The following is a 12,702-nucleotide window of genomic DNA, read 5'->3' on the forward strand; positions in this document are numbered from 1 at the left end:
TCGCGTGCTGGTGGGGGGGGGGGGTGGGATAAAAAATAAATATTTTTAACATTTTTTTTTTTTTTTTTTGTTTGGGGGGGGGGGGGGGGCGGGGGCGCGCCCCCCCCCCCCCCCCCGCCCCGAACGGAGTCACCCGCTGGGTTCACGAGGCGAGGTTACGTCGGCGGAACAGGATCAGCCCCGCCCCGCCCAGTGCCAGGGCGACGGCGGACATGACCACGATCGGCGCCGCCGTGGCGTCGGCCGGCGCCGCCGGGATGTGGCTGAACGGCGAGAGGTCCCGCACCGCCTCGGGCACGCCGAACAGGGACCCGTACGGACCCAGGACGAAGGCGAGGGCGAAGCCGAACCAGGTCAGCCCGACCGAGATCCGCGGCACGAGCGCGAAGAGTGCCACGGCCAGCCCGGCCAGGGTCAGCACCGCCGGCAGTTGCAGGTACGCCGTGCCGGCCAGGTGCCCCGTCTGGCCGCCGAGATCGTCGACGCTCGCGCCGTACACCAGGCCGATCGAGACCGCGGCGAGCCCGAGCATGCCCACGGCGCCGGCCGTGGCGATCACGACGTGGCTGCCCAGCCAGGCCAGCCGGCCGGTCGCGGTGGCGAGCACCGCCTCGGCCCGCCCGCTGGCCTCCTCGGCCCTCGCCCGCAGCAGCGCCTGGACCAGGAAGCCGGCGACCAGCACGCCGATGGTCGCCATCATCGCGGCGAAGAAGGCGTCCATCACCTCGTGCCCACCTCCACCGGCGAGGTCGTCGAGCCGCCCCGCCACGTTCTCGTTGGCTGACAGCTGGTCCTTGACCGCGTTGGCTATCGAGCCGACGAGCAGCCCGAACGCCGCGATCGTCACCGCCCAGCCGAGCACGGTGCCACGTTGCAGCCGCCAGGCCAGACCGAGCGGGCTGAGCAGCGCGGAGGACGCCCGGGCCGGTCCGGGACGGTCCGGGAGCAGGCCCATGCCGACGTCACGCCGCGCGGTCAGGGCGAAGGCCGCCGCTGTCAGGATCCCGAGGAGCGCGAGCGGCAGCACGAGGACCCACCACCGGTCGCCGGCGAAGGGCCGCATCTGCATGGTCCAGCCGATCGGGGAGAGCCACGAGGGCCAGGCACTGCTCATGGTGTAACCGTCCGGCCGCACCTCGCCGAAAGCGTCGGCGAGGCCACGGATCAGATAGGCGGTGCCGACCACCGCGGCGGCGATCCCGTTGGCGGCGCGCGCACCCTGGGTGAGCTGCGCGACGACGGCGGCGATCGCGGCGAAGGCGATGCCGGCGGCACCGACCCCGGCGCCGGCGGCGAAGGATCCGGCGACAGGTTCGCCGTTGCCGGCGAGAGTGAGCCCGATCAGCGTCGCGAGCGCGACATTGGCACCCACCACGACGATCAGGGCGGCGGTCAGGCTGGCGTGCCGGCCGACGGCCGTCGCGCCGATCATCTCGGCGCGTCCGGTCTCCTCGTTCTGTCGGGTGTGCCGGACGACGGCGAGGGTGCTCATGAAGCCCGCCATCAACGCCAGGAACGCCAGGATCCCGAAGACGGTCATCTGGCCGTCGCTGGTGCCGGTGGGGGCGGCCCGGAACATCAGCAGTCCGGGCGTGTCGACGGCCACGCGCAGGACGGCGAGCCGGTCGGCCTCGGTCGGGTACTGCGTGTCGATCGCCGAGCTGGCGAAGGCGCCGAGCGCGACGGTGCTCAGGATCCAGACCGGCAGCTGCACGCGGTCGCGCCGCAGCGCGAGGCGGGCCAGCCGGGTCGTTCCGGTGTAGGCGCTGCTCATCGCACACCCGCCAGCTCGTCGCCGTAGTGCCGCAGGAAGAGCTCCTCCAGTGACGGCGGGGCGCTGGAAAGGGCGCGGACCTCGAACCGGGTCAGGTACTCCAGCGCGCGGTTCAGCTCGGCGGCGTCGACGGCGAACGTGGCGTGGGTGGCCGACACGTCGGCGTCGTGTACGCCGGGCAGCGTCGCCAGCCCGTCGATGGGCAGCGTCGTCTCCACCGTGACCGTGGTGCGGGTCAGGTGTCGCAGCTGGGCGAGGGTCCCACTCTCCACCGTGCGGCCCTGCCGGATGATGCTCACCCGGTCACAGAGCGCCTCCACCTCGGAGAAGATGTGGCTGGAGAGCAGAACGGTTCGGCCCTGCTGCTTCACCTCGCGTACGCACTCCTGGAAGGCCGCCTCCATCAGTGGGTCCAGCCCCGAGGTCGGCTCGTCGAGGACGTAGAGCTCGACGTCGGAGGCGAAGGCGGCGACGATCGCCACCTTCTGCCGGTTTCCCTTCGAGTACGTGCGGGCCCGCTTCGACGGATCGAGCTGGAACCGCTGGAGCAGCTCGTCCCTGCGCTGCTTGTCCAGGCCGCCCCGCAGCGACCCGAAGAGGTCGATCGCCTCCCCGCCGGTCAGGTTCGGCCACAGGTTCACATCGCCCGGCACGTACGCGAGACGTCGGTGCAGGTCCACCGCGTTGCGCCACGGGTCGCCGCCGAGCAGACCGATCGTGCCGGCGTCCGCCCGCAGCAACCCGAGCAGGACGCGGATGGTGGTGGACTTCCCGGAGCCGTTCGGGCCCAGGAAGCCGTGCACCTCGCCGGTGTCGACGTGCAGGTCCAGTCCGTCGAGGGCGCGCACCCGGCCGAAGGTCTTCACCAGGGCGGAGACGGAGATAGCACTAGTCATGCCCCGAACGCTACGCCCGCTTCACAGAATCGTGAAATCTCTGAACCGTATAAATCTCGTTAAAATCCGTGCGGCTCCCGAAGGGCGGACCGACGTTCAGTCGCCGAGGGTGCGGGTCAGGTGCGGGTTGGTGAAGACGCGGTCCGGGTCCAGTCGGTCACGTACGGCCAGGAAGTCCGACCAGCGGGGATACGCGGGGGCGAGGGACGCCGCGTCGCGCCCGTGCAGCTTGCCCCAGTGCGGCCGGCCGCCCAGCTCCGCGGCGACCCGCTCAAAGGCGGCGAAGTACGGCTCGTACGGCATCCCGACGTACTGGTGGACGGCGAGGTAGACGGAGTCCCGGCCGTAGCCGTGCGAGAGCCAGATGTCGTCGGCGGCGGTGAACCGCACCTCCACCGGAAAGAGCACCTTGAACGGCAGCCCGTCCACGATCCGCCGGAGCGCGTCCAGTGCCTCGCCGAGCGCCGCGCGCGGCAGCCCGTACTCCATCTCCACGAAGCGGACCCGGCGCGGGGTGCAGAAGACCTGGTCGGAGCGGCCGGTGTAGCGGCGTTCGGTGAGTGTCCGCGCGGAGACCGCGCTGATTCCGGGGGCGAGGGCGGGCACCGCGCGGCCGAGGCGGCAGGCGCCCGCGAAGACGGTGTTGGCCAGGAACTCGTCGTCCAGCCAGCCGCGCAGCCGGGACAGCGGGCGGTCGTGGGTGGGCACCCGGTCGTTGGTCTTGACCTGCACCCGGGCGGTGTACGGGAACCAGTAGAACTCGACGTGGTCGTGCGCCTCGATCAGCTCGGGCAGCTCGGCCAGCGCCGTGTCCAGCGGCGCCGGCCGCTCGTGCGCGTGCAGCACGAACGCGTCCTCGCAGCGCAGCGTCACCTCGACCAGTACGCCGAGCGCGCCGAGCGAGACCCGGGCGGCGGCGAAGACGTCGGGGTTCTCCTCGGTGGAGCAGCGCAGCACCTCGCCGGTGCCGGTGACCAGGGTGAGGGCCTCGACGAAGGTGGAGAGGCAGCCGTAACCTCCGCCGGTGCCGTGGGTGCCGGTGGAGATGGCCCCGGCGATGGTCTGCGCGTCGATGTCGCCGAGGTTGGGCAGGGCGAGGCCGTGCCGGGCGAGCAGGTCGTTGAGCGCACGCAGGGTCATGCCGGCCGGTACGGTGACGAGCCGGCGTTCGGCGTCCACCCGTACGCCGGTGTCGAGCGCGGCCAGCTCCATCCGCTGGTCGTCGGCGAGGGCGATGGCAGTGAACGAGTGCCCGCTGCCGGCGACGCGGATCCGGTTGCCGGCGGCGCGGGCGACCCGGACGGCCTCGGCGACGTCATCGGTGCGGGCGGGGCGGAGGATGGTGGTGGCGGTGCCCCGCTGGTTGCCGGCCCAGTTGGACCACGGGACGGTGGACGGTGCGGTGCCGACCATGCGCACTCCTCGACATGAATATGAACTGACTTCATATCAGGAACGTTGTTGCTGGTAAATACCGCAACTGAGGTCCGCTCGTTGTACCGGTAGTCACGGACTCGTGACGTGCAGATATGTTCATCCGTCGAAGGGGGGTGGCGCCGAGTGTCCACACCAGCCGCCACGACCGGGCCGCTGCGCCGCGTACCGGTGCAGGGTCGAAGTGTCGCGCGGGTCCAGCGAATGCTGGACGCCTGCGCCGAACTCGTCGACGAGGTGGGGTACGAGGGGCTGACCACGACCTTGCTCGCCGAGCGTGCCGAGGTGGCGATCGGGTCGGTCTACCAGTTCTTTCCGGACAAGCGGGCGATCGTGCAGGCGCTGACCCTGCGCACGATGGAGTCCTACCTCCAGCGGCTCGACGAGCGGTTCGCGTCGGACGACATGACCCACTGGTGGGACGGCGTCGACGCGGGCATCGACGAGTACATCACGATGCACCGCACCGTTCCGGGATTCCGTACCCTGCACTTCGGCGACGTGGTCGACCTGCACCTGCTCGACGAGCAGCGGGACAACAACGGGGTGATCGCGGACCAGTTGGCCCGGGTGCTCACCGAGCGTTTCGGGCTGACCGACGTCCCCGAACTCCGTTTCCACCTGGAGATCGCGGTGGAGGTGGCCGACGCACTGATCAAGCTTGCGTTCCGCCGCCGAGCCGAGGGCGACGACCGGGTGCTGCTCGAGGCCAAGGCGTTGATCCGGGACTACCTGCACCGCCAGGTGGACGCCCCGGCCAACGCCAGCAAGTCCGGCTGAGCCGCAGGTCGCCGCCGGCTACCCAGCGGCGGCAGCGAACGGCCCGGGGTGCGCCGGGCAGTGCGGGAACGGCCCGGGGTGCGCCGGGCGGTAGCGAACGGCCCGGGGTGCGCCGGGCGGTAGCGAACGGCCCGGGGTGCGCCGGGCAGTGGGGAACAGCGTCCGGGGTGCGCCGGACGGTGGTGCGCAGGATCGACGGCCCGGGGTGCGCCGGGTGGCGGAACAGCAGGAACGCCTCCCCGGGGTGCGCCGGGCCGGCCAGTCAGAGGAAGGCGTGGCCCTCGCCCCGGTAGGTGGGCACGGTCGCCACGACGGCGTCCCCCTCGACCAGGTGCAGCTCGTTGACGTGCTCGCCCAGTTCGCCGGCCTTCGCGTGCCGGAACCACACCCGGTCGCCGACCCGGAGCGTCGCCGCGGCGGCGCCGGCCAGCGGGGTCTGCACCTCGCCGGCCCCCTCGGCGCCGAGCAGCGTCAGCCCCGCCGGCAGCACCGGCCGGGGCAGCCGGCTGGCCGCCGCCGGGCCGGAGGCGATCCAGCCGCCGCCGAGCACGGTGGCCAGGTCGGGCGCCGGCCGGCGGACCACCGCGCAGGCGAAGTACGCCGCCGGCGTGGGGCGCCAGGCACGGTACGCGTCGAAGAGCGTCGGACCGTACAGACCGGATCCGGCGGTGACCTCGGTGACTGCGGGATCCGCACAGGTCGCCGCCACGCTGCCGGTGCCGCCGCCGTTGACGAACTCCAGGTCGGCGTGCTCGCGTACGGCGGCCACCGCCGCGCCCCGGCGGGCCACCAGCTCGCGGTACGAGCGGCGCTGGGCCAGCCGGATCGCGCGGCCGAGCAACACCTGCCCGGGCGGCGCGTCGCCGAGTCCGGCGATCTGTGCCTCGTACGCCATCAGCCCGACCAGCCGGAAGCCGGCGCGGCCGGCGACGGTGGCGGCGAGCGCGCCGGCCGCCCGGGCGCTGTGCACCGGTGAGCGACGCACCCCGACGTGCACCCGCCCGCCCAGGGGGCGCCAGGAGGCGTCCAGGTCGAGGCAGACCCGCAGCTCCGCCCGCTGGTCGGGGGCGCGCACGGTGTCGATGAGGTCCAGTTGGTCGGTGCCGTCGACCATCAGGGTGACCGCCCCGGCGAGCGCGGGGTCGGCGGCCAGTTCGCCCAGCGCCCCCCGGTCGACGGTGGGGTACGCCACCAGCACGTCGTCGGCCACACCGGCCCGGACCAGCCAGATCGCCTCGGGCAGGGTGAACGCCATCACCCCACGCCAGCCGCTCCGGCGCAGCGCCCGGCTGATCAGCTCCCGGCTGCGTACCGATTTGCTGGCCAGCCGGACCGGCTTGCCGGCGGCGAGCCCGGCCAACGCGTTCGCGTTGGCGTCGAAGGCGGTCAGGTCGACCACCGCGTACGGCGGGTCGAGGTGGGCGGTCGCCCGGTCCAGGCGCTCGCGAAGTTTGTCGCTTTCGGTGGCCACGTGTGCACGCTAACTGTCCGACGGTCAATGCGAAACACCCTCGCGTACGCCTGGGTGCGGCCGATGGCCCCGGCGGCCTAGGCTCGGCGAGCAGGAGAATGTCACGGGTGGGGCGGCCCCCCACCGGGTCTAGAGTGTTGCACCGGGGATGCCCAGCGATGGGCCGGCACGTGGAGGTACGGCCATCGAAAGCCAGAACAACGGCGAGTCGTCCGGCGTGTCGCCGTCCGACGGCCAGCCCGCCGAGCGGGTGGGACAGATGGGGAGCACCTCGGCTCCGCTGGGCAGCGCCGCGGGGCAGATCGGTGGTGCCGCCGGCCAGTCCGGCGCCGGATCGCCCCCGCCGGCCGGCAACCAGACCGACCGCTCCGGCCTCACCGCGATCCGCTCGGTGCTGCGCATCCGGCCGTTCCGCCGGCTCTGGATCGTGCTCGGTGCCGCCTCCTTCGGCGACTGGCTCGGCCTGCTCGCCACCTCGGTCTTCGCCGCCGCCCAGGTGCAGGGAAGCACCGCCAAGGGCGCGGCCTTCGGCGGCCTGATCGCGATCCGGTTGCTGCCGGCGCTGGTGCTCGGCCCGGTGGCCGGTGTCCTCGCCGACCGCTTCGACCGGCGCTGGATGATGGTCATCTGCGACCTGCTGCGCTTCGTGCTCTTCGCCTCGATCCCCCTCTACGCGCTCACCGGGGCCAGCGGGGCGCTCGTGGTCACCTGGGCCCTGATCGCCACCTTCCTGATCGAGTCGATCACCCTGCTCTGGATCCCGGCCAAGGAGGCCGCGGTCCCCAACCTGATCCCGCGCGCCCGGCTGGAGACCGCCAACCAGCTCACGCTCATCACCACGTACGGCCTCACCCCGATCGCGGCGGCCATCGTCGCGGCGGTGCTGGACCGCAGCGTGCGCGGGCTGGTCGGTGGCGACCTGCCGAACTGGGCCGAGCCGGCCCAGCTCGCGCTCTGGGTCAACGCCTTCTCCCGGCTCGCCACCGCGCTGGTCGTCGCGTTCGGCATCAAGGAGATCAGCCGGGCACAGGCCGCCCAGCGGGACCGCACCGAGCAGAGCATGACCAAGCAGTTCGCCGAGGGCTGGCGGTTCATCTCGCAGACCCCGCTGGTCCGGGGCCTGGTGCTCGGCATCTTCGGCGCGTTCGCCGGTGGCGGCATCGTGATCGGCACCGCCCGGTTCTTCGCCAACTCGCTCGGCGCCGGTGACGCCGCCTTCTTCCTGCTCTTCGGCGCGATCTTCATCGGCCTGGCGCTCGGCATCGGGCTCGGCCCGATGGTCGTCAAGGAGATGTCCCGGCGTCGCTGGTTCGGCATGAGCATCGTGCTGGCCAGCGCGGCGGTGATGACCCTGGCCTTCGCCATCCACCTGTCGATGGCGATCGTCGGCGCGGTCCTGGTCGGCGCCGGCGCCGGAATGGCCTTCCTGGCCGGCACCACGCTGCTCGGGGGGGAGATCGCCGACGAGGTGCGCGGTCGGGTCTTCGCGGTGGTGCAGATCGGCACCCGGCTGGTGCTGATCCTGGCGATCGCGCTGAGCAGCCTGCTCGCCGGCGTCGGCGGCTCCCGCAAGCTGGAGATCGCCGACCTCGGCCTGTCGATCTCGTCCACCCGACTGCTGCTGCTCGCCGCCGGCGCGGCCGGCATCTTCGCCGGGATCAGCGCGTTCGGGCAGATGGACGACAAGAAGGGCGTACCGGTCCTGGCCGACCTCTGGGGCTCGATCCGGGGTCGTCCGCTGATGCCGGCCGAACCGTTCGTCTCCAACGGGCTCTTCGTGGTCTTCGAGGGCGGCGAGGGCGCGGGGAAGTCCACCCAGCTGGCGCTGCTCGCCGAGCGGCTCGGGCAGAAGGGCCGGGAGGTGGTGGTCACCCGCGAGCCGGGCGCCACCGCCGTGGGCGAGCGGATCCGCTCGCTCGTGCTGGAGAACTCGGGCGACGAGGCGCCGTCGCCGCGCGCCGAGGCGCTGCTCTACGCCGCCGACCGGGCCCACCACGTGGCCACCGTGGTCCGCCCGGCGCTGGTCCGCGGCGCGGCGGTGATCAGCGACCGGTACGTCGACTCCTCCCTGGCGTACCAGGGCGCCGGGCGCACGCTCCCGGTCGACGAGGTCTCCTGGCTCTCCTCCTGGGCCACCGGTGGTCTCAAGCCCGACCTGGTGGTGCTGCTCGACGTCGACCCGCAGACCGGCCTGTCCCGGGTGTCGGCCCGCAACCAGGACGCCGACCGGCTGGAGGCCGAGTCCGTCGCGTTCCACGAGCGGGTCCGGTACGCCTTCCTCGACCTCGCCGCGGCCGACCCGAAGCGCTACCTGGTGCTCGACGCGTCCCGCCCGGCGGAGAAGATCGCCGAGCTGGTGGCCCGGCGGGTCGAGGACCTGCTGGGCGACCCGGCCGGCATCGTGCACCCCCGGCCGGCGCAGGGACCGGACACCTCGGTGCAGCCTGAGTTATCCGACGCGGAGCTGGTGACGATGGAGCATCGGACCTGATGCCGGACGTCTTCGCCGACCTGGTCGGCCAGGACGAGGCGGTGGCCACCCTGCGCCGGGCCGCCGCCGCGGCGGCCGCCGTGCTCCGGCGCGCCGCCGATCAGCCGGCGCTCGCGCTCACCCCGACCGGGCCGGCCGGTGGCGCCGCCGACCCCGGTGCCGGCATGACCCACGCCTGGATCTTCACCGGGCCGCCCGGCTCCGGGCGTTCGGTGGCGGCGCGCGCGTTCGCCGCCGCGCTCCAGTGCGCGTACGGCACCGGCTGCGGCGAGTGCCCCGGCTGCCACACCACGCTGACCGGCACCCACGCCGACGTCCGGCTGGTGGTGCCGGAGGGGCTCTCCATCGGTGTGAACGAGATGCGGGCGCTGGTGCTCCGCGCCGCCAGCACCCCGTCCGGCGGGCGCTGGCAGGTGGTGGTCGTCGAGGACGCCGACCGGCTCACCGAGGCGGCCGGCAACGCGCTGCTCAAGGCGATCGAGGAGCCGCCGCCGCGCACCGTCTTCCTGCTCTGCGCCCCGTCCACCCACCCGGACGACATCTCGGTGACGATCCGGTCGCGCTGCCGGGTCGTACCGCTGCGGCAGCCGCCGGCCACCGCGGTGGCCGAGGTGCTGGTCCGGCGGGACGGCATCGCGCCCGACGTGGCGCAGTGGGCGGCCGCGGCCGCACAGGGGCACGTCGGCCGGGCCCGCCGGCTGGCCCGCGACCCGGAGGCGCGCAAGCGGCGCGACGCGGTGCTCGCGGTTCCGCGCCGGTTGACCGGGGTGGGTGCCGCGTTCGACGCGGCGTCCGCGCTGATCGAGGCGGCCGAGGCGGAGGCCGAGGCGTCGGTGGCGGAAGCCGACGCCAGCGAGCGGGCGGCGCTGGAGACCGCGCTCGGCGCGGGCGGCACCGGCCGGGGCGCCGCCGGTGCCATCCGAGGTGCCGCCGGGCAGCTGAAGGACCTGGAGAAGCGGCAGAAGTCGCGAGCCACCCGGGCCCAGCGGGACGCCCTGGACCGGGCGCTGGTCGACCTCGCCGGGTTCTACCGGGACGCGCTCACCATCGCGTTGCGCGCCCCGGTCGAGCCGGTGCACACCGACACCGCCGCGCTCGCCGGCGCCGGGGCGCAGAAGTGGGACGCCGAGGGGGCGCTGCGCCGGTTGGAGGCGGTGCTGCGGTGCCGCGCCGCGATCGAGGTGAACGTGAAGCCCCGGATCGCCGTCGAAGCGATGATGCTCGCCCTCTGGCGGGGCTGACCCCGTCCAGCCTGCGGTCCCGCCTGCCGGACCGGTCATCCAGAGGCATCGACAGCCTCGATTGGCGTGCGGTACGGTCCGGAGGCCGCGGTGACGGCGACGGCACGCTCAGTGATGATCAGTCCGGGAGGAGCCCGCGGATGCCACGGGGGGAGATCGACGAGGCCTGGATCGAGGAGGCGGTGCGGCGCTACCGCCGGATCGAATCCCTCCAGGCCGAGTTCGACCAGGCGGTGTCCACGGTGGAGGTAACCGTGCGGTCGCCCGACGGCCTGGTCGAGGTCGTGGTGACGGCCGGCGGCCGGATCACCGACGTCCGATTCCTCGGTCCGCTGCACACCCGCAACCCCCGCGACGTGGCCGGCTCGGTGCAGGCGGCGGTCACCGCCGCCGCCGACGCGGCCGAGTGGGCCCGGGAGAAGCTGCACAACGAGACCTTCACCGCCTACCGACCGCTCGCGGGAGCCTGACATGGACGCCCTGCGCGCTCTCGCCGCGCGCCTCGACCAGGCGAGCGCCACGCTCAGCACGCTCTCCCACACGGTCACCGCCGCCGATCCGTCCCAGGCCGCCTTCGGCGTCGACGCGCCCGGGCGTCCGGGTGAGGTCGGCCGGGCGTTGCACCGTCAGTGGATGACCGCTACCGATCACCGCGCCCGGGAGGCTCGCGCGGCCGCCGGTCGGCTCAGCGCCGCCGCCGCGGCGGTCCGGGAGGCGGCCGACCGCTACACCGATGCCGACCGGGGCGCCCGGCGGCGGCTGGGCGGGGAGGCGTGATGGACGCCCTGGACCGACTGGCCGAGCCCGGCCTGGATCTGCTGCGCCGGGTCGACACCCTGCTCGCCGCCGGTGCCCCCGAGTCGCACCGGGTCTGGCCGCTGCTGCGCCGGATGCAGGTGCTGCCGGGTGATGCCGTCCGCACCTTCCTCGACCTGCACCCCGCGCCGTTGGCCGGTGCCGGGCACGCGGTGCGCCGGCTGGTCCGTGGCTACGACGACGTCTCGGCCACGCTGGCCGATCCGGTGCTCTGGTCCGGGCCGGCCGCCGAGGCCTACGGGCAGGCGCGCACGGCGCTGCTGCACCACCTCGACGAGGGCCCGGAGAGCCTGATCGGCCGGCTGGAGTCGACCGCCGGCTACGCCGACGCGTTGGCCGACTGGGTGGAGGGCAGCCGGCTGACCCTGGCCCGGGCGCTGGCCGACGTGCTCCGCTCCGCCGAGGCGGTGGCGGTGGTCGCCGCCACCTCGATGTCGGCCGGGTCGTTGGGCAGCTCGGGCCCGGCCGGGCCGGGGGTGGCCGAAGCGGCCGAGATCGCCGCCCGGGTGCTGGCGGTGCTCTGCGTCGCCTACGACGGGGCGGAGACGCTGCTGCGGGAGTGGGCGCCGAGCCTCGCCGAGTCGACGTGGCGGCCGTCGGCGGTCGGCCGGTCCCGCTACGACGCCCCCACCCGCGTCGGCTGGTAGCGGCGCGTTCGCGCCCCGGACAGTCCACGGCGCCGCGCTCGGGCGCCCGGTCGACCGGGCACCGGCTGCGACGCCGTGGACTTCCCCCTGCACCCCCCGCAGGTCTGCCTCCACTCAACGCCTCCGCCGGTCGTTTGTCGCCCATGCCGAGCCGGATTCAGCCGTCCGGGCGAGGATCAATGGCACGACGGGCTGGCCGGTGGGTCGGTCAAGTCGACCGATGTAAATGGCTGCACGGTGTAGTCGTCCGGCGACGCCCGGCCGGCCGTTGGCCGGAGTTCCGTCGTAGGGTGGGGGCATGGGCATGCTCTGCGCGGTCAGCTTCAACCGGTACGGGCGCCTCTACTACCTCGACCCGGGTGAGCTGCGTCCGCAGGTCGGCGACAAGGTGCTGGTGCCCACGGACGACGGGCCCGAGGTGGCGGAGTGCGTCTGGGCCGCGCAGTGGGTCACCGAGGAGACCGACGGCTTCCCCAAGCTGGCCGGCCTGGCCGGCGAGGACGACCTGCACCGCGACGAGGCGCTGCGCCGGCGCAAGGCCGAGGCGAAGGTGGCCGCCAAGCGGCTGATCCGGGCGCACGGCCTGCCGATGAAGGTGGTGGCCGTCGACCACGTGCTCGGCGCCGACGACGGCGGCGAACGGAGCACGATCTACTTCACCGCTCCGCACCGGGTCGACTTCCGCTCGCTGGTCCGCGACCTCGGCGCGACCCTGCACTGCCGGGTCGAGCTGCGCCAGCTCTCCGCGCGGGACTCGGCGCGGGTGCAGGGCGGCATCGGCTCCTGCGGGCGGGATCTGTGCTGCGCCACCTTCCTCACCGACTTCGAGCCGGTGACCATCCGGATGGCCAAGGACCAGGACCTGCCGCTCAATCCGCTGCGCATCTCCGGCGCGTGCGGCCGGCTGATGTGCTGCCTGAAGTACGAGCACCCGCTCTACCAGCGGTTCCAGGAGTCGACCGCGCCGATCGGGGCCCGGGTCTCCACGCCCGAGGGCGACGGCCGGGTGGTCGGGCACAGCGTCCCGCGCGACTCGGTCACCGTCCGGTTGGACGCCGACGGCTCCCGCTGCTCCTGCTCCCGCGCCTCCGTCTGTGCCCCCCGCCAAGCCCACGACCAGCACTACACCCCCTAACCCCCTCCCACCTCCCG

Annotated in this window: 11 protein-coding genes; 7 read left to right on the forward strand and 4 right to left on the reverse strand. The window is 73.6% G+C overall.

Translation table 11 applies throughout. The features are described 5' to 3' along the window. Nucleotides 1–142 precede the first annotated feature (142 nt). From ACIBBA_RS05075 to ACIBBA_RS05085, 3 genes are all read right to left on the reverse strand, one after another. Entirely contained in the window at nucleotides 143–1,774 is a 1,632-nt protein-coding gene (locus ACIBBA_RS05075; RefSeq protein WP_396693906.1) for an ABC transporter permease, read from the reverse strand. Next, nucleotides 1,771–2,670 (reverse strand): ATP-binding cassette domain-containing protein, encoded by a 900-nt coding sequence (locus ACIBBA_RS05080; protein ID WP_396693908.1) that lies wholly within the window; start codon nucleotides 2,668–2,670, stop codon nucleotides 1,771–1,773. Before ACIBBA_RS05080 ends, ACIBBA_RS05075 begins: the two co-directional genes overlap by 4 nt. 96 nt (nucleotides 2,671–2,766) lie before the next feature. Then, nucleotides 2,767–4,083, reverse strand: a complete 1,317-nt coding sequence (locus ACIBBA_RS05085; RefSeq protein WP_396693910.1) for a D-arabinono-1,4-lactone oxidase — start codon at nucleotides 4,081–4,083, stop codon at nucleotides 2,767–2,769. A gap of 225 nt (nucleotides 4,084–4,308) precedes the next feature. On the opposite strand from ACIBBA_RS05085, the gene ACIBBA_RS05090 reads away from it, so the two are divergent. Then, on the forward strand, nucleotides 4,309–4,884 hold the full coding sequence (locus ACIBBA_RS05090) for a TetR family transcriptional regulator (protein ID WP_396694320.1): 576 nt from the start codon (nucleotides 4,309–4,311) through the stop codon (nucleotides 4,882–4,884). Nucleotides 4,885–5,146: 262 nt separating this feature from the next. Here the strand turns inward: ACIBBA_RS05090 and ACIBBA_RS05095 are convergent, their stop codons facing one another. Further along, nucleotides 5,147–6,355: an amino acid deaminase/aldolase gene (locus tag ACIBBA_RS05095; protein WP_396693912.1), complete on the reverse strand. Its 1,209-nt coding sequence runs from the start codon at nucleotides 6,353–6,355 to the stop codon at nucleotides 5,147–5,149. 148 nt (nucleotides 6,356–6,503) lie between these two features. Here ACIBBA_RS05095 and tmk point away from each other — a divergent pair, with 148 nt between their 5' ends. The 6 genes from tmk (at nucleotide 6,504) to ACIBBA_RS05125 (ending at nucleotide 12,685) form a co-directional block, all read left to right on the forward strand. Next, the gene (gene tmk, locus ACIBBA_RS05100; protein ID WP_396693914.1) at nucleotides 6,504–8,846 is read left to right on the forward strand and encodes a dTMP kinase; all 2,343 of its coding nucleotides are present in this window, start codon (nucleotides 6,504–6,506) and stop codon (nucleotides 8,844–8,846) included. After that, nucleotides 8,846–10,087 carry a DNA polymerase III subunit delta' gene (locus tag ACIBBA_RS05105; protein WP_396693916.1) on the forward strand — a complete coding sequence of 414 codons (1,242 nt, stop codon included), beginning with the start codon at nucleotides 8,846–8,848 and terminating at the stop codon, nucleotides 10,085–10,087. The genes tmk and ACIBBA_RS05105 overlap by 1 nt, the downstream gene beginning before the upstream one ends. Nucleotides 10,088–10,227: 140 nt before the next feature. Then, a complete protein-coding gene (locus ACIBBA_RS05110; RefSeq protein ID WP_350867981.1) occupies nucleotides 10,228–10,557 on the forward strand; it encodes a YbaB/EbfC family nucleoid-associated protein in 330 nt (109 codons plus the stop codon). Between the two features lies 1 nt (nucleotide 10,558). Further along, nucleotides 10,559–10,864: a hypothetical protein gene (locus ACIBBA_RS05115; RefSeq protein WP_396693919.1), complete on the forward strand. Its 306-nt coding sequence runs from the start codon at nucleotides 10,559–10,561 to the stop codon at nucleotides 10,862–10,864. Further along, the gene (locus ACIBBA_RS05120) at nucleotides 10,864–11,550 is read left to right on the forward strand and encodes a hypothetical protein (protein WP_396693920.1); all 687 of its coding nucleotides are present in this window, start codon (nucleotides 10,864–10,866) and stop codon (nucleotides 11,548–11,550) included. The genes ACIBBA_RS05115 and ACIBBA_RS05120 overlap by 1 nt, the downstream gene beginning before the upstream one ends. Nucleotides 11,551–11,848: 298 nt before the next feature. Then, the gene (locus tag ACIBBA_RS05125) at nucleotides 11,849–12,685 is read left to right on the forward strand and encodes a stage 0 sporulation family protein (protein WP_396693921.1); all 837 of its coding nucleotides are present in this window, start codon (nucleotides 11,849–11,851) and stop codon (nucleotides 12,683–12,685) included. Nucleotides 12,686–12,702: the final 17 nt, after the last annotated feature.

This window comes from Micromonospora sp. NPDC051006 (assembly GCF_044456245.1).
GTDB lineage: Bacteria > Actinomycetota > Actinomycetes > Mycobacteriales > Micromonosporaceae > Micromonospora.